We start from the raw sequence: 15,581 nt of genomic DNA on the forward strand, positions 1-15,581 counted from the left end.
CCAAGGATGGCAGCGACACCGGCAATCGCCGCCCTCGTCAAAGCCGGTGTCCCACACGAGGTATTGCACTTCGACGTCGTCACCGACCTGTCGGACTCCGGGGATTTTGCGCCCGAGCAGGTGTTCAAAACGCTAATCATCGCGTTACCCCGGGAGCTGGCCGTCGCGATTGTGCCAGTCCCGTCGAAGCTGTCGCTAAAGGCGGCGGCCGCGACGCTGGCGGTGGCCAAGGCCACGATGGCCGAACCAGCCGCGGCCGAGCGGTCCACCGGCTACGTGGTCGGTGGCATCTCCCCGTTTGGTCAGCGCAAGCCGCTGCGGACGGTGCTTGACAGTTCGGCGCTGCGCTGGGAACGAGTGTTGTGCAGCGCCGGCAAGCGACATTGGGACGTCGCGGTGACACCACAGGACCTGATCCGCCTCACCGACGCGGTCACAGCGGACTTGACCGCGCGAACGTAACGCCACGGCGAAAATCCGCACCGGATTTCGCGGTGACATTACTCTCGCGGACCGAAAGCCCTGTGGCTCAGGCTCTTCCCCGGGCTCGCGCAGGTCATCGGCTGTTTTCGCTTGTGGGGATGGTGATCTCGCGCTTCAGCAGCTTGCCGGTGGGGCCCTTGGGCAGGGCGTCGACCAGCCAGACCTGGCGCGGGTACTTGTAGGCGGCCACCCGCGCCTTGACGTACTCGCGCAGCTCGTCGGCCGTGGCGGCGGCGCCCTTCTTGAGGGCGACGGCGGCGCCGACCTCCTCGCCGAGCGAGTCGTGCGGGACGCCGACGACGGCGGCCTCGGCGACCGCGGGATGCTCGTAGAGCACCTCCTCGATCTCGCGTGGGTAGACGTTGTAGCCGCCGCGGATGATCATGTCCTTGGTCCGGTCGACGATGTAGAAGTAGCCGTCTTCGTCGACGCGCCCGACGTCGCCGGTGGCCAGCCACCCGTCGGGCGTGATCGTGGCCTTGGTGGCGTCGGGCAGGTTCCAGTAGCCCTTCATCACGTTGTGGCCGCGGATCTGGATCTCGCCGGCCTCCCCCTGCGGGACCTCGACCCCGTCCAGGTCGACCACCCGCATCTCTACACCCTCGATCGGGGTCCCGATCGAGCCCGCCTTGCGCGGCCGGTGCGGATGGTTGAACGCGGCCGCGGGAGAGCTCTCCGAGAGCCCGTAGCCCTCGAGAACCGCGCAGCCGAAGGCCTTTTCGAAGTCGGTGAGGACCTGGACGGGCAGCGCCGCGCCGCCGGACACGCAGGTGCGCAGGCTCCGCGTCGCCTCCGGGGAGGCCTCCTCCGCCACGCTGAGCAGCGCCGAGTACATCGTCGGCACCCCCTCGAACACGGTGACGGCATCGCGCTGGATCACCTCCAGGGCCTTGCGCGGGTCGAACCGGGGAATGAGCGTCAGCGTCGCGCCCGCGAGGACGGCCGCGTTGAGCCCGCAGGTCAGGCCGAAGACGTGGAACAGCGGCAGGCAGCCCATTATGACGTCGTCCGGCCCGAGCTCGACGAGGGTGCGCACCGCCACGTCGCAGTTGCGGCCCAGGTTGGCGTGGGTGAGCATGGCGCCCTTGGGTTTTCCGGTTGTGCCCGAGGTGTGCAGGATGACGGCGACGTCGTCGTCGTCGCGTTGCACCGGTGACTCCTGCGCCGGCAGGTCGGCGATCGACTTCATCAGCGCGGCGTCGTCGACCAGCCAGCACTGCGCGCCCGCCTCGGTGGCGCCGGCGGTGGCCTCGTCGGCGAAGGCCGGTGTCGCGAACAGCGCGCCGGCGCCGGTGTTGGACAGGTAAAAGGCGATCTCGCGGGCCTTGAGCAGGGGGTTCATCGGGACCGCGACGGCGCCGCGGTACATGATGCCGTAGAACGCGATGGCGAATGCGGGCGTGTTGGGCAGCATCACCCCCACCCGATCGCCGGGCCGGACGCCGGCGCGGTCCAGCAGGGTCGCGACGCGGGCTGCCGCGTCGTCGAGCTCGGCGTAGGTGAACTGCAGGTCGTCGCAGCGCAGCGCGCCGCGATCGGGGTGGCGGTCTTTCGATGCGATGAGGTTGCTGCTCAGGGCGGTCACAATGCGCTCCAGGATGTGTTCGAGTCTGTAGAGACATGATGACGCATGTGGTGTGCAAATCCTTAGTCTCCAGAGGACAAACCTGCACCGGAAGTTGATCGGTCGACGACATTCCCGGACCGCGGCGGCGTCGCTAGATTTCCTGGCAAGCGCAGCGTCGCGCTTCAGCATCCAGCTGATCCGAATTCCAGCCTCGGCTCGAATCGTCAAGTACCACAACCCATCCCACCGCACCGCCGTGCGGAGAATGTGAGCGAATCATGGCCTTCCTGACCGCGTATCTGACCGTCGCCGGAGTGCTCGTCCTGGTGTTGTCCCCCGTGCTGCTCGCGGCCACCGTCACCGCCGTCCACGCCATCCGCGGGACCAACCGGCCCGCGGCCGCGTAATCGGCCCCGGCTACGACGGCCGCAGCACCGCGCTGCCGTACCAGTGGCAGGCGAGCAACGCGAGCTCGACGTCGAGCGGGTCGCCGCCGATCTCCCGGCCGCGCCGCTCGACGGCGCGGGCGACCCGGTATTTCACCGAGTTGAAGTGCAGGTTGAGTTCCTCCGCGGCGGCCTTGTAACTGCAGCCCAGGTACACCCGCAGCGTCTCGCGCAGCCGCGCAATGACCGTCGGCGCCCAACTTGATGCGGCGTTATCCTCACACCACCAGATAAGCCGCGACAGGTGAGGGCAGCTATGCATGTACGCAACATCGGCTGCGCCCCTGATGTTGATGTTCGCCGTTGCGGTGCACCGGATCCTGCGCAGATCAGAAAACAGCGGCTACCTCAGCGGGATTTTCCTGCTCGGCACCGCGGCCGTCGCCACACTGTTGCTGGTGACGCAGGCCATGCAAATTGCCGTCGCCCAGCATGCCGACCGGTTGCCGGCCGGCATCGTCTTCACGATGGGAGTGCACTTCCCGGGCGTCCTGATCGGCTTGTGGGGCTCGTTCATGGCGGCGACGGCCTTCGCCTATGCGTACTGCGTCTTCGCCGACGGCGTCTTGCCGCGGTGGACGGCCTACCTGGCGCTGCTGGCGCTGGCGGTAAATCTGCTCAGGACCGCGGGCGTGTTCTTCCGCACCGGGGCGTTCAGCATCGAGGGCGGTTTCACCGCCTGGGCGCCGGCCGTGATGACCGTGCTGTGGTACCTGGGCACCGCGATAGCGATGCTGCGCCTGCGTCCCCCGGCTACTGATACGAGTAGAAGCCCTCACCCGTCTTGATGCCGAGCTTGCCGGCATCGACGTAGGACTGCAACAACTCTCGCACGTTCGTCGGCAAGTGCGGAAACTCTTGCGCGTAGTGGTTCTCGATGTCGAGCACCACGTCCAGCCCGACCAGATCCATCATCTGAAACGGGCCGGCGGCCACACCCCAGTTGACCTTGAACATGCCGTCGACGTCTTCCGGGCGTGCGACACCCTCGGCGACCACGGCCAGCGACTCGCGCTTGATGGCGGCCCAGATGCGATTGAAGATGAACCCGGTGCTCTCCTTGCGCGCCTCGAAGGGATGCACGCCGAACTCGGGCAGGACGGCCAGCAGGGTGTCGAGCAGGCCGCGGTCGGTCTGCCCGTCGGACATCAGGTCGACGGCGTTGATCTGGGGCGGCATGTAGAAGTGCATATTGCACAGACGCGTTTTGTCGCGCACGTTTTCGGCCATCAGCCGCGACGGGAAGGACGACGAGTTCGTCGCGAAAATGGTGTCCGCCGGTGCGGCCCGGTCGATCCGGCCCCACAGCGGAATCTTGACGTCGAGCCGCTCCGGGGCGGACTCCACGGCGAGCCAGGCGTCGTCGAGCGCCTCGTCGAGCGAGGTCGCTCCGGTCGCTACGCCCACTTCGCCAAAGCCCCTGTCCTGCAACAGCTTCGGTAGGTTATCGGTCACGTATTGCGTCGCCTCGGCGAGCTGTTCGGCGCGCCGGGCATGGATTCGCACGGTTCCGCCGCAGCTGGCGAACATCAGCGCGATGCGGCGGCCCAGCGTTCCCGCCCCGATCACCGCGACGGGGCGGTTCCGGATGTCGTCGAAATTGTAGGCGTAGGAGCCAGTCACACACGCATGCTAAGGCCCGGCGGCGCGCCCGGGTCAGTCGCCGACCGACAAGAATGAGCCGGCCGTTGTCTGGTGTGGACAATCGGCCCGATTGGTAATCTCTTGTGTCACTTTGGTTTCTGTGGTCACAGGGCGGGGGTTTTTGTCGGTGGCCGTGTCTAGTTTGACGGTATGAGTTCTGGTGGTGTGGATCCCGAGGCGATCGCGGCGGCGTTCGATGCCGCCGAGGCCGCCCTCGACTCGGTGGCCGCCCTGGACTGCGACGCGTTGACCACCCCGGAATGGCTGGCCTGGCTGGCGCGCTGCGAGCGGCTGCGCCGGCGCCTGCCCGCCCTCGAACACCAACCGCTCAACCACTTGGCCCGCCAGGCCAGCCCCGAGGAGCTGGGCGGCCCGCTTTCGCACGCGATCGCCGAAGCGACGTTGATCAGCCGCGCCGAAGCCGGGCGACGCATTAAAGAGGCCGCCGATCTGGGGCCGCGGCACACCCTGACCGGTGAGCCGTTGGCGCCGGTGCTGGCGGCCACCGCGGCCGCGCAGCGCGACGGCACGCTCGGTGCCGGGCAGGTCGCGGTGATCCGCCGTTTCCACCACCGGCTGCCCGGCTGGATCGACCAGACCACCCGCGAGCACGTTGAAGCCAAGCTGGCGCACGAGGGCACCCAGTATCGGCCCGAGCAACTCGCGGCCCTGGCCGACACGCTGGCTGATTGCCTCAACCCCGACGGCACCTTCACGGACGACGACCGCGCCCGGCGCCGCGGCCTGACGCTGGGCAACCAGGGCGCCGACGGCATGTCGCAACTGCGCGGCTGGCTGACCCCCGAGGCCCGCGCCACCCTGGAAGCGGTGTGGGCCAAGCTAGCCGCCCCTGGCATGTGCAATCCGGACGACGACACCCCGACCGTGGACGGCGCCCCCTCTCAAGAGGCCATCGACGGTGATGCCCGCTCGACCGCTCAGCGTCAGCACGACGCGCTGAACGCCGCGCTGCGCGCCCTGTTGGCCTCGGGCGAAATCGGTCAACACAACGGGCTGCCGGCCGCCATCATCGCGTCCACCACCCTGGCCGAACTCGAAGCCGCCGCCGGGCGCGCCCTGACCGGCGGCGGCACCATCCTGCCCATGAGCGACGTGATCCGCCTGGCCCGCCACGCTCACCACTACCTAGCGATTTTTGACAAGGGCAAGGCCGTGGCGCTCTACCACACCCGACGGCTTGCCTCGCCCGGACAGCGAATCGTGTTGTATGCGAAGGATCGTGGCTGCACCGCCCCGGGGTGTACCGTGCCCGGCTACTACAGCGAAGTCCACCACATCACCGACTACGCCACCTGCCACACCACCGACGTCAACGACCTCACCTTCGGCTGCGGCCCCCACCACCGCCTACTTCAACCCGGCGGCTGGACCACCCGCCGACGCCACAACGGCGACACCGAATGGATCCCACCCCCGCACCTCGACCGCGGCCAACCCCGCACCAACACCTACTGGCACCCCGAAAAACTCCTCCACCACGAGAACGACGAGGACGAGGACGACAGCTCGGGGGCGGCATGACACCCGCGCTATAGCAGCTTGATCTGTCCGGGCTCCGGCTCGGCCGGCTCCAGCAACTCGGGACCGTTGTTGCGGACGCTGTTGACCAACGTCGACACCTGGCGCATCTCGATGGCGCCCGCGTCCGGTGGGCGGGCCAGGAATTCGGGATCCAGCTCGGCGTCCGGATTCAGCCAGGTGTCCCAATCGGCCTCGGCGAGCATCAGCGGCATCCGGTCGTGGATCTCGGCGAGCTCGCCCACCGCGTCGGTGGTGATGATCGTGCAACTCAGCAGCGGCGCAGCGACTTTCGCGGGCTTCCACACCGACCACAGGCCCGCCGCGAACAACGGCTCGCCGTCGCTGCGGTACATGTAGAACGGCGTCTTGCGCGACTTCTTGCCGCCATCACCGGAATTGGCGCGCCACTCGTAATAGCCGTCCATCGGCACCAGGCAGCGCTTGCTCTTGGCCGAACCGCGGAAGGCGGGCGAGGTGGTGACCTTATCGGCCCGGGCGTTGATCAGCAGCGGACCCTTGTTCTCGGGCGTCCCGTCGGGACCGGCCTTGACCCATGGCGGGATCAACCCCCACCGCATCAGCCGGACCCGCCGGGTCGGCTCGTCGTCGGGCTCGCTGTGGCGGGTCACGACGGTGGCGATGGTGGCCGTCGGAGCCACGTTGTAATTGGGCCGGCCGGTATCGGGCGCGGCCCCGGTGGCCTCGTCGATCGCCTTGATCTTCTCGGCCAGCTTGGCCGGATCCGTCGTGACCGCAAACCGTCCGCACATGACTTCCATGGTGCCTGGTGGCGGTGCCCGGTGGGCAAGTCGTCCGCCGACACGGCAGGATGAAGCAAATGAGCAGCACCGATTCGTGGACGGCCCCGCAGGCGGCCGCGCCGGTGCGCGCGACCGTGACCATTCCCGGGTCGAAATCGCAGACCAACCGGGCGCTGCTGCTCGCGGCGCTGGCGGCCGCACAGGGACAGGGCACGTCCACGGTCAGCGGGGCGCTGCGCAGCCGCGACACCGACCTGATGATCGGTGCGCTGCGCACCCTGGGCCTGTCCATCGACGGAGCCGGGTCCGAGCTGACCGTCGACGGCCGCATCGACCCCGGTCCCGACGCCCGCATCGACTGCGGCCTGGCGGGCACGGTGTTGCGTTTCGTTCCGCCGTTGGCGGCGCTGGCCCTCTCGCCGGTGGATTTCGACGGCGACGAGCAGGCCCGCGTCCGGCCCATCGCGCCGCTGCTGGACGCGCTGCGCGGCCTCGGCGTCCGGATCGACGGGGCCGGTCTGCCCTTCCGGGTCCAGGGCACCGGATCGGTCGCCGGCGGCACCGTCGAAATCGACGCCTCGGCGTCGTCGCAGTTCGTGTCCGGCTTGCTGCTGTGCGCCGCGTCGTTCACCGACGGCCTGACCGTGCAGCACACGGGCGCGGCGCTGCCGTCGGCGCCGCACATCGCGATGACCGTGCAGATGCTGCGGCAGGCCGGGGTCGACGTCGACGACTCGGTCCCCGACCGCTGGCGGGTGCGCGCCGGCGCGGTCGCGACCCGGCACTGGGAGGTCGAACCCGACCTGACCAACGCCGTCCCGTTCCTGGCCGCCGCCGTGGTCAGCGGCGGAACGGTGCGCATCACCGGCTGGCCCGCGCACAGCGTGCAACCCGCCGGCAACATCCTGGACGTCTTCGCGAAGCTGAATGCCGTTGTCACCCAGACTGATTCGTTCCTGGAAGTGCGCGGCCCGGCGGGTTACGACGGGTTCGACGTCGACCTGCGCGCCACGGGCGAGCTGACGCCATCGGTGGCGGCGCTGGCGGCGCTGGCGAACCCCGGGTCGGTGTCGCGCCTGACCGGCATCGCGCATCTGCGCGGGCATGAGACGGATCGGCTCGCTGCGCTGAGCGCCGAGATCAACCGCCTGGGCGGTGACTGCGCCGAAACCGACGACGGGCTGGTGATCACCGCGACACCGCTGCGGCCGGGCACCTGGCACGCCTACGCCGATCACCGCATGGCGATGGCCGGCGCGATCATCGGGCTGCGAGTGCCCGGGGTTCGGGTGGACGACATCGGCGCCACCACCAAGACGCTGCCGGAGTTCCCGCAGCTGTGGGCGCGGATGCTGTCCGACGGGGAGCCCGGCGGTTGAGACCCGGCGACTACGACGAGTCCGACGTCAAAGTCCGGTCCGGCAGGGGATCGCGACCGCGGACCAAGACTCGTCCCCAGCACGCCGACGCCGAAGCCGCCATGGTCATCAGCGTCGACCGCGGCCGCTGGGGGTGCGTGCTGGGCGGCCGCCCCGATCGCCGGGTCACCGCCATGCGGGCCCGCGAGCTGGGCCGCACGCCGATCGTCGTCGGCGACGACGTCGACCTGGTCGGCGATCTGTCCGGCCGACCGGACACCCTGGCCCGGATCGTGCGCCGCGGGCCGCGCCGAACGGTGTTGCGGCGCACCGCCGATGACACCGATCCCACCGAACGCGTGGTCGTCGCCAACGCGGACCAACTCCTGATCGTGGTGGCGATGGCGGACCCGCCGCCGCGCACCGGGCTGGTCGACCGGGCCCTGATCGCCGCCTACGCCGGCGGGCTGACACCGATTCTCTGCCTGACCAAGACCGACCTGGCGCCGCCCGAGCCGTTCGAGCGGCAGTTCGTCGACCTGGACCTGACGGTGGTCGCCGCGGGCCGCGACGATCCGCTGCTCGCGGTGGCGGACCTACTCGCCGGCAAGATCACCGTCCTGCTCGGCCATTCCGGGGTCGGCAAGTCGACGCTGGTGAATCGGCTTGTGCCCGAAGCGGACCGGGCCGTCGGCGAGGTGACCGAGATCGGCAGGGGCCGACACACCTCGACGCAGTCGGTCGCGTTACCGCTGGACCCTGGCGGCTGGGTGATCGACACCCCGGGCATCCGTTCGTTCGGGTTGGCCCACATTCACCCCGACGACGTGCTGATGGCGTTCTCGGATCTGGCCGACGCGATCGAGGACTGCCCGCGCGGCTGCGGCCACCTGGGGTCGCCCGCCGACCCCGAATGCGCGCTGGACGCGCTGTCCGGTCCCGCCGTTCGCCGCGTCGCGGCGGCCCGGCGGCTGCTGGCGGTGCTCAACCAGACTTGACCAGGCGCATGCCGAGCTCGTCGGGACGCACCAAATGCCCCTTGCGGCAGCGGATTTCCACGCCCGCCTGTGCCCCGCAGCCCTGATGGACCAGCCGCAGGCGATTGTGGCCCGGCAGGTGGTTTCTGCCCCACTCGAACATCGCCCAGACCACCGGCATGAAGTCGATGCCGGCATCGGTGAGGACGTACTCGTCGCGGCTGCGCTGCCCCGGCTCGCGGTAGGGTCGGCGCTCCAGCAGCCCGAGCTCGACCAGTTCGGCCAGCCGCGCGGACGTCGCGGCCTTGGTGATGCCGACGCGGCGGGCGAAGTCGTCGAACCGGGTGGTGCCGTAGTACGCCTCGCGCATGATGAGCATCGCTGATTTGGTGCCGAGCACCGACATGGTCTTTTCGATCGCACATTGGCCGACCGCCGACCACTTGTCCCGGTCGGCCAGCGGGCCCTGCAGGAATGTCACGCAAATCACCTCCTTGTCTGGGTTGCATTCAGCATACCTAGGTGTTTATCTGGGTATAGATATAGATACCTAGCTTCGGGACTCGAGGAGGAGCCATGAACCGTGACGCCGTCATCGTCCGTGCCGTCCGCACACCCGTCGGCAAGGGCAAGGCCGGCGGCGCGTTGCACGACGTGCTGCCCGCCGACCTGCTGGCCCACAGCCTGCGTGAGCTGGTGGCGCGCACCGGCGTGGACCCGGCTCAAATCGACGACGTCATCGCCGGTGCCGTCACCCAGGTCGGCGATCAGGCGGTCAACATCGCGCGCAATGCGTTGCTGGGCGCCGGATTCCCGGAGTCGGTTCCCGGCGTGACCGTCGACCGCCAGTGCGGCAGCAGCCAGCAGGCGATCAGCTTCGCGGCGCAGGGCGTGCTCGCCGGCGCGTACGACCTCGTCATCGCCGGTGGCGTGGAGTCGATGAGCCGGGTTCCGATGGGCAGTGCCGTGCTGCCCGGCAGCAACCCGTTCGGCCACGACATGAGCGGGCGCTACCCCGACGGCCTTGTGCCACAGGGCATCAGCGCCGAGCTGATCGCGGCGAAGTGGGGCTTTTCGCGCACCCAGCTCGACGAGTTTTCGGCCTCCAGCCATGAAAAGGCGGCCCGCGCCACCAAGGACGGCCTCTTCGACGACGAGCTGATCCCGATCGCCGGGCTGGAGACCGACGAGAGCGTCCGGCCCGCCACCACCGTGGAGACCCTGGCCGGGTTGCAGCCGTCGTTCTACAGTGAAGTGGCCAAAGAGCGCTTCCCGCAAATCAATTGGTCGATCACGGCGGGCAACTCCTCGCCGCTGTCGGACGGCAGCGCCGCGGTGCTGATCACCACGAGCGAGCTCGCCGCCAAGCTGGGCCTGCGCCCGCTGGCCCGCATCCACACCACGACCGTGGTGGGCTCCGACCCGCTCTACATGCTGACCGGCGTCATTCCCGCCACCGAGAAGGTGCTACACCGCGCCGGACTGACACTGGCCGACATCGACCTGTTCGAGGTGAACGAGGCGTTCGCCCCCGTCGTGCTCGCGTGGGCGCACGACACCGGCGCCGACCTGGCCAAGACGAATGTCAACGGCGGGGCCATCGCGATCGGCCACCCGCTGGGTGCCAGCGGCGCTCGCATTATGACGACCCTGGTCAACGCACTGCACCAACGCGGCGGCCGGTACGGGCTGCAGACGATGTGCGAGGGCGGCGGGATGGCCAACGCCACGATCATCGAGCGATTGTGAGAACGGGAGGCCACCAACATGTCCAAAATCTTTGTCATCGGCGGCACCGGAGCCCAGGGCATGCCCGTCATCCGCGCGCTCGTCGCCGACAAGAAATACTCGGTTCGGTTCCTCACTCGCAACGCCGGCAGCCGGCGAGCCAGGGAACTGCTTGATCTCGAAAACGTCTCCGCCGTCGAGGGATCCTTCGCCGACGAAGCGACGCTGCGTGAGGGATTCCGCGGTTGCGACGGAGCATTTGTCAACGTCGACGGGTTCAATACCGGCGAGAAGAGCGAGATCTATTGGGCGATCCGCAGTTACGAGATCGCCTTCGAAGAAGGAATCAAATTCTTCGTGTACGGAAACCTGGACTACGGCCTCAAGAAGGCCGGGTATGATTCTCGGTTCCGCACCGGCCACTATGACGGCAAAGGCCGGGTCGGCGAGTGGATTCTGTTCCAGAATCAGGCGAATCGCGATCGGATGGGCGCGGCGCTGTTCACCTCGGGTCCCTACATCGAGATGGTGATCTCACCGGGTACGCCGATGACGCCCACCGTGGAGGACGGCGTCCTGACGTGGCGTGTTCCGCTCGGTGACGGGGCGGTGACGCACGTGTCGCTCGAGGATTGCGGTTACTACGTGCGTTGGCTTTTCGACCATCCGGAGCGCGCGAACGGCATGGACCTCGAGGTCGCTGTCGACGATATCGCCTACGCCGATCTCGCCGCGGCGTTCGAGAAGGTCACCGGGCATCCGGCGCGGTACATCGACACCGACCTGGAGACGTACTGGCGGAACGGCCCGCTGAGCGTCGTCGCCGACGCGCCCGCGGGGTACAACGCCGAGCGAAAAGACAAGAGCACCATGAACGTACGCGACAACTTCACCGGCTTCTGGAATCTCTGGAAATACCGAGTGGTCAAACGGGATTACGCGCTGCTCGATGAGATCCACCCGAACCGGATCAGAAGTGCCGAGGAGTGGTTCGAGCGTCAAGATCAACACGCAAGGGAGCTGGGTTGGGGCGGCCTTTGGGAGCAGATCCAGCCGGAGAATCGGACGCCGATACTCAAGATCGGCGAGGACCAGCGGCAAGGGAAGCTGTAGCCGACGATGTCCGCCTCACGTGAGACCCGCTTCGACGGGGTGCGGGTGCGCTACGACAGCGCGAAAAGCTACGACGAGTTGGTTGCCGCGCTGCTGGTCGACGTCGGCGACTACCCGGTCCCGATCAACGACATCGCGATCAGCTCCGAGGGTTGGCAGTCCTGCCGGGAACGCGTCGAATCCCATGTCGGCCCAAGCGGATTCATGTTGTTCGCGCTGATAGACCACGGCGCGTGGATCGCCAAGGCGGGCATCGACCGCAAGGCGATGCGCGTCGTCCTCGGCAATCCGCTTCTCGCGATCACAATGTTGCGGCACGACGTGACGGCGGGCCTGTTCGCCCCGGTCGAGTTGCTGATCCTCGACGAGGGCTCCGGCAGCAGCCTCACCTACGTCAGGCCGTCGTCCCTCATGGTCGTCGAGCAGAATCCGGCATTGCTCAGCGCGGCAGAGGTGCTCGACGCCAAGTTGGCGGCGTTGGCCGCCAAGGTGACCAGCGGCTCGTGAGCGCGGTTGGTCGAACTCAGAGCCAGCCGGTGCGGGCGGCGGCAACCGACTCAGCGGGTACCGGGGCCAACGTCCCGTCGCGCACGCCGTCGAGCATCCGTTTCACGGCGGCGACAATCTCCGGGGCCGCGGCGGCGAGCCCGTTGCGGTCGACGTCGGTGACCTCGTCGGCGCCGACGCCCGCGCGGGCCAGCACGGCGTCCGGGTCGGCCAGCTGATCGGCCAGCCAGGCGATCGGGTCGGCCGACAGCTCGGGAACGAAATGCCGCCGTCCGGGCTCCCAACCATCGAAACGAGGATGATGATGGGCCCGGTCCAGCGTCCCGGGCGGGCTCTCGGTGGATCCGAACAGGTCCACCCGCCACACCGGGCGGTTGAAGGCGATCGGGACCCCGGCATATATCGATCCCTGGGGCTCGGCCCGGTCGATGAGGCGAAGTTCCAGCCTGACTCCCCGCTCCGGGGTCTCCTGACCGGTGAGCGGGTTCGGGTCGACGAAGTACATGTCCCCGACGACCACACCCAGGGCTTCGAATCCGAACGCTGCGAGCATCGCGCACCCCTTCCTCGTACCTTCCCGAGCGTAAACCCAGGGCGACCGTGCCCCGAACGTGAAGCTGTTGCGAATCCGCCCGTGGGATTTCGCAACCAGTTCACGCTCGGCGAAGGGGCTTTGGGCGGCGAAGGGGCTTTGGGCGGCGAAGGGGCTTTGGGCGGCGAAGGGGCTTTGGGCGGCGAAGGGGCGGCGAAGGGGCTTCACGCTCGGCGCAAGGGCTTTGGGTGGCGGCGCAAGGGCTTTGGAGACCTCAGGCCGCCAGGCCGTCGTCGGCGTCGCGGGCGGCGGCCTTCGCGGCCCGCCTGTCGCGCCGCCAGCCCCGCACCGCGGCAATGGCCGACTTGAGCCCGCGCCGCCGGCCGGTCGTCGGATCGGTGCCGGCGAAGCCGGGCTCGAGCTCCGCGAACATCCGCTCGCTGCGGGTCTCCGGCGCGTTGTCGGCGTCGTCCACCAGGTACTTGTTGGGCAGCGACAGCTTGGCCAGCGTCCGCCACGTCTTGCCGTACTGCACCAGGAAAGACCCTGTGGTGTAAGGCAAGTCGTACTTGTCGCAGACGGCGCGCACCCGCACCGAGATCTCGTGCAGCCGGTTGCTCGGCAGGTCGGGGTACAGGTGGTGCTCGATCTGGTGGCACAAGTTGCCGCTCATGAACCGCAGCACCGGCCCGGCCTCGAAGTTGGCGCTGCCCAGCATCTGGCGCAGGTACCACTGGCCCTTGGTTTCACCGATCATGTCGGTCTTGGTGAATTTCTCTGCGCCATCGGGGAAATGGCCGCAGAAGATGACGGCGTTGGCCCACACGTTGCGGATGACGTTGGCGACCGCGTTGGCCTTCAACGTCGACGTGAAGGTCGCGCCGGGCGACAGCGAGGTCAGCGCCGGGAACGCGACGTAGTCCTTGAACACCTGCCTGCCGGCCTTGGCCAGGAACTCGTCGATCCGCTGGCGGGCGTCCTCGTTGTCCATCCGCTTCTTGAGGATCTTGCCGATCTCCACATGCTGCAGGCCGACGCCCCACTCAAAGAGCAACGCCAGCAACGTGTTCCACATAAGGTTGAAGAAGTTGAACCGCTTCCAGCGCTGGTCCCGGGTGACGCGCAGCATGCCGTAGCCGACGTCGTCGTCCATCCCGAGGATGTTGGTGTACTTGTGGTGCACGAAGTTGTGCGTGTAGCGCCAGTGCTTGGACGACCCGCTCATGTCCCACTCCCACGTCGAGGAGTGAATCTCCGGGTCGTTCATCCAGTCCCACTGGCCGTGCATGACGTTGTGGCCGATCTCCATGTTCTCGACGATCTTGGCCACGCCCAAGGTGACGGTTCCCGCCCACCACGCCGAACGCCGTGAGCCGGCGGCCAGCAGCAGTCGGCCGGCCACCTCCAGCGCGCGCTGCGCCGCGATGGTGCGACGGATGTAACGGGCATCCCGCTCACCGCGAGAGTCCTCGATGTCCTGCCGTATCGCGTCCAACTCGACGGCCAGGCTTTCGATATCGGCGTCCGTGAGATGTGCGAATGCGTCGACGTCTGTGATCGCCATCGTCTCCACCTCCCTGCGGTCGTTGTCCGGTCCGTACCTACGCTATCGTAACCTACGATTCCGTAGGTTACCTGTGAGTAGCCTTTAGATGTCGATCACGCAATCACCCGAAGCGGCGGAAATACACGTCTGAACCCGGGTCCCGGGATCGTGTTCGGCGCCGGTTCGCAGGTCGCGAATGTGGCCTTCCACCAGGCTAACCACGCACGACTGGCAGATGCCCATGCGGCAGCCGAAGGGCATCTGCACCCCGGCGCCCTCACCCGCGTCCATCAGCGACGTCGCGGCATCGGCGGCGACGGAGCGGCCGCTGCGGGCGAACGTCACGGTCCCGCCGGCCCCGGCGGGCGCGGCCCTGGGCACCGCGAAGCGCTCCAGGTGCAACCGGTCGCGAATGCCCGCCGCCGACCAGACCCGCTCGGCGTGGTTCAGCAGGCCCTCCGGGCCGCAGGCCCAGGTCTGACGTTCCCGCCAGTCGGGCACCTCCTGATCGAGCGAACCGAGGTCGAGCCGGCCCTGCCTGCGGGTCTCGCGCACCTGCAGGCGATAGCCCGGCCGGTCGGCCGCCAGCGCACTCAGCTCGGTGCCGAACATCATCTCGGATCGGGTGGGTGCCGAATGCAGGTGCGCGATGTCGGTGATCTGGTCGCGGCGCGCCAGCGTGCGCAGCATCGACATCACCGGCGTGATCCCGGACCCGGCGGTGAGGAAAAGGATCGACGGCGGCGCGGGGTCGGGCAGCACGAAATTGCCCTGCGGCGCGGCCAGCCGCACGATGGTCCCCGGTTCGACGCCGCCCACCAGGTGGCTGGACAGGAAGCCCTCGGGCATCGCCTTGACGGTGACGGTCACCGTGCGCGCCGACGCCGAGGTCAAGGGGCTCGACGTCAACGAATACGACCGCCAGCGCCAACGCCCGTCCACCAGCAGTCCGATCCCCATGTACTGACCCGGCCGATAGTCGAAGCTGAACCCCCAGCCCGGTTTGATCACCAGCGTCGCGGAGTCCTCGGTCTCGCGTCGGACGTCGAGGATCCGGCCCCGCAACTCCCGCGCCGACCACAGCGGATTGGCCAGGTGCAGGTAATCGTCGGGCAGCAGCGGCGTGGTGATGCGCGCGGCGAGCTTGCGCAGCGCGTGCCAGCCGGGGTGCCGCTCCGCCCCGACGACGGTGGGGCGTTTGGTCTCCACCACGTTGGCGGCGATCGATGTTTGCTGCTTGCTCATAGGAAGCTCCTGCTCATGGCGCGGGTTTGGCTTCCGCTCACGTTGAGGGCGGGTACACAGCCCATCACAACAAGCTACGGTACCGTAACCTACGCAACCGTATCCAGGCTCGCGGGCGGCGAATGCGTCACA

General features: G+C 68.2%; 16 protein-coding genes and 1 pseudogene. 9 read left to right on the forward strand and 8 right to left on the reverse strand.

Annotated elements, in window-relative coordinates; translation table 11 throughout:
• Positions 1–6 precede the first annotated feature (6 nt).
• The gene (locus OQ968_RS13145) at positions 7–462 is read left to right on the forward strand and encodes a YbaK/EbsC family protein (protein WP_324678411.1); all 456 of its coding nucleotides are present in this window, start codon (positions 7–9) and stop codon (positions 460–462) included.
• Between the two features lie 94 nt (positions 463–556).
• Here the strand turns inward: OQ968_RS13145 and OQ968_RS13150 are convergent, their stop codons facing one another.
• Positions 557–2,068 carry a long-chain fatty acid--CoA ligase gene (locus tag OQ968_RS13150; protein WP_324678413.1) on the reverse strand — a complete coding sequence of 504 codons (1,512 nt, stop codon included), beginning with the start codon at positions 2,066–2,068 and terminating at the stop codon, positions 557–559.
• Positions 2,069–2,328: 260 nt separating this feature from the next.
• Here OQ968_RS13150 and OQ968_RS13155 point away from each other — a divergent pair, with 260 nt between their 5' ends.
• Positions 2,329–2,457 (forward strand): hypothetical protein, encoded by a 129-nt coding sequence (locus OQ968_RS13155; RefSeq protein ID WP_324678415.1) that lies wholly within the window; start codon positions 2,329–2,331, stop codon positions 2,455–2,457.
• 10 nt (positions 2,458–2,467) lie between these two features.
• On the opposite strand, the pseudogene OQ968_RS13160 reads toward OQ968_RS13155, so the two are convergent.
• Positions 2,468–2,677, reverse strand: a pseudogene (locus OQ968_RS13160) (helix-turn-helix domain-containing protein); the annotation flags it as partial.
• 79 nt (positions 2,678–2,756) lie between these two features.
• On the opposite strand from OQ968_RS13160, the gene OQ968_RS13165 reads away from it, so the two are divergent.
• Entirely contained in the window at positions 2,757–3,284 is a 528-nt protein-coding gene (locus tag OQ968_RS13165) for a hypothetical protein (protein WP_324678417.1), read from the forward strand.
• Here OQ968_RS13165 and OQ968_RS13170 read toward each other — a convergent pair.
• Positions 3,250–4,119 (reverse strand): 3-hydroxyacyl-CoA dehydrogenase family protein, encoded by an 870-nt coding sequence (locus OQ968_RS13170; protein WP_324678418.1) that lies wholly within the window; start codon positions 4,117–4,119, stop codon positions 3,250–3,252. The two genes, OQ968_RS13165 and OQ968_RS13170, sit on opposite strands and share 35 nt — an antisense overlap.
• A gap of 171 nt (positions 4,120–4,290) precedes the next feature.
• Here OQ968_RS13170 and OQ968_RS13175 point away from each other — a divergent pair, with 171 nt between their 5' ends.
• Entirely contained in the window at positions 4,291–5,682 is a 1,392-nt protein-coding gene (locus OQ968_RS13175) for an HNH endonuclease signature motif containing protein (RefSeq protein WP_324678421.1), read from the forward strand.
• An 8-nt stretch (positions 5,683–5,690) separates the two neighbouring features.
• On the opposite strand, the gene OQ968_RS13180 is transcribed toward OQ968_RS13175, so the two are convergent.
• Positions 5,691–6,452, reverse strand: a complete 762-nt coding sequence (locus OQ968_RS13180; RefSeq protein WP_324678423.1) for an SOS response-associated peptidase — start codon at positions 6,450–6,452, stop codon at positions 5,691–5,693.
• A 68-nt stretch (positions 6,453–6,520) separates the two neighbouring features.
• On the opposite strand from OQ968_RS13180, the gene aroA reads away from it, so the two are divergent.
• Positions 6,521–7,822, forward strand: a complete 1,302-nt coding sequence (gene aroA, locus OQ968_RS13185) for a 3-phosphoshikimate 1-carboxyvinyltransferase (protein WP_324678425.1) — start codon at positions 6,521–6,523, stop codon at positions 7,820–7,822.
• Positions 7,819–8,799 carry a ribosome small subunit-dependent GTPase A gene (rsgA, locus tag OQ968_RS13190; protein WP_324678427.1) on the forward strand — a complete coding sequence of 327 codons (981 nt, stop codon included), beginning with the start codon at positions 7,819–7,821 and terminating at the stop codon, positions 8,797–8,799. Before aroA ends, rsgA begins: the two co-directional genes overlap by 4 nt.
• Here rsgA and OQ968_RS13195 read toward each other — a convergent pair.
• Positions 8,786–9,259 carry a helix-turn-helix domain-containing protein gene (locus tag OQ968_RS13195; RefSeq protein ID WP_324678429.1) on the reverse strand — a complete coding sequence of 158 codons (474 nt, stop codon included), beginning with the start codon at positions 9,257–9,259 and terminating at the stop codon, positions 8,786–8,788. The genes rsgA and OQ968_RS13195 overlap by 14 nt on opposite strands.
• Positions 9,260–9,354: 95 nt before the next feature.
• On the opposite strand from OQ968_RS13195, the gene OQ968_RS13200 reads away from it, so the two are divergent.
• Genes OQ968_RS13200 through OQ968_RS13210 form a run of 3 tightly spaced genes read left to right on the forward strand, consistent with a single transcriptional unit; the run spans position 9,355 to position 12,126 of the window.
• Positions 9,355–10,527, forward strand: coding sequence for a thiolase family protein (locus OQ968_RS13200; RefSeq protein ID WP_324678431.1), 1,173 nt, complete (start codon positions 9,355–9,357; stop codon positions 10,525–10,527).
• Between the two features lie 18 nt (positions 10,528–10,545).
• Positions 10,546–11,619, forward strand: coding sequence for an NmrA family NAD(P)-binding protein (locus OQ968_RS13205; protein ID WP_324678433.1), 1,074 nt, complete (start codon positions 10,546–10,548; stop codon positions 11,617–11,619).
• A 6-nt stretch (positions 11,620–11,625) separates the two neighbouring features.
• Positions 11,626–12,126: a DUF302 domain-containing protein gene (locus OQ968_RS13210; protein ID WP_324678435.1), complete on the forward strand. Its 501-nt coding sequence runs from the start codon at positions 11,626–11,628 to the stop codon at positions 12,124–12,126.
• Between the two features lie 16 nt (positions 12,127–12,142).
• Here OQ968_RS13210 and OQ968_RS13215 read toward each other — a convergent pair whose 3' ends face one another.
• From OQ968_RS13215 to OQ968_RS13225, 3 genes are all read right to left on the reverse strand, one after another.
• The gene (locus tag OQ968_RS13215) at positions 12,143–12,679 is read right to left on the reverse strand and encodes a hypothetical protein (RefSeq protein WP_324678437.1); all 537 of its coding nucleotides are present in this window, start codon (positions 12,677–12,679) and stop codon (positions 12,143–12,145) included.
• Between the two features lie 253 nt (positions 12,680–12,932).
• Positions 12,933–14,222 carry a fatty acid desaturase gene (locus OQ968_RS13220; RefSeq protein WP_324678439.1) on the reverse strand — a complete coding sequence of 430 codons (1,290 nt, stop codon included), beginning with the start codon at positions 14,220–14,222 and terminating at the stop codon, positions 12,933–12,935.
• Between the two features lie 84 nt (positions 14,223–14,306).
• Positions 14,307–15,449 (reverse strand): ferredoxin reductase, encoded by a 1,143-nt coding sequence (locus OQ968_RS13225; RefSeq protein ID WP_324678441.1) that lies wholly within the window; start codon positions 15,447–15,449, stop codon positions 14,307–14,309.
• Positions 15,450–15,581: the final 132 nt, after the last annotated feature.

The sequence above is a fragment of the Mycobacterium sp. 663a-19 genome, from assembly GCF_035616495.1.
Taxonomy (GTDB): Bacteria; Actinomycetota; Actinomycetes; order Mycobacteriales; family Mycobacteriaceae; genus Mycobacterium.

Coding starts and splice junctions, on each gene's coding strand:
- OQ968_RS13215 (WP_324678437.1), bottom strand. CDS start 12,679: ATGCTCGCAGCGTTCGGATTCGAAGCCCTGGGTGTGGTCGTCGGGGAC.
- OQ968_RS13145 (WP_324678411.1), top strand. CDS start 7: ATGGCAGCGACACCGGCAATCGCCGCCCTCGTCAAAGCCGGTGTCCCA.
- OQ968_RS13205 (WP_324678433.1), top strand. CDS start 10,546: ATGTCCAAAATCTTTGTCATCGGCGGCACCGGAGCCCAGGGCATGCCC.
- OQ968_RS13180 (WP_324678423.1), bottom strand. CDS start 6,452: ATGTGCGGACGGTTTGCGGTCACGACGGATCCGGCCAAGCTGGCCGAG.
- OQ968_RS13210 (WP_324678435.1), top strand. CDS start 11,626: ATGTCCGCCTCACGTGAGACCCGCTTCGACGGGGTGCGGGTGCGCTAC.
- OQ968_RS13225 (WP_324678441.1), bottom strand. CDS start 15,449: ATGAGCAAGCAGCAAACATCGATCGCCGCCAACGTGGTGGAGACCAAA.
- OQ968_RS13155 (WP_324678415.1), top strand. CDS start 2,329: ATGGCCTTCCTGACCGCGTATCTGACCGTCGCCGGAGTGCTCGTCCTG.
- OQ968_RS13165 (WP_324678417.1), top strand. CDS start 2,757: ATGTACGCAACATCGGCTGCGCCCCTGATGTTGATGTTCGCCGTTGCG.
- OQ968_RS13175 (WP_324678421.1), top strand. CDS start 4,291: ATGAGTTCTGGTGGTGTGGATCCCGAGGCGATCGCGGCGGCGTTCGAT.
- OQ968_RS13200 (WP_324678431.1), top strand. CDS start 9,355: ATGAACCGTGACGCCGTCATCGTCCGTGCCGTCCGCACACCCGTCGGC.
- OQ968_RS13220 (WP_324678439.1), bottom strand. CDS start 14,222: ATGGCGATCACAGACGTCGACGCATTCGCACATCTCACGGACGCCGAT.
- aroA (WP_324678425.1), top strand. CDS start 6,521: ATGAGCAGCACCGATTCGTGGACGGCCCCGCAGGCGGCCGCGCCGGTG.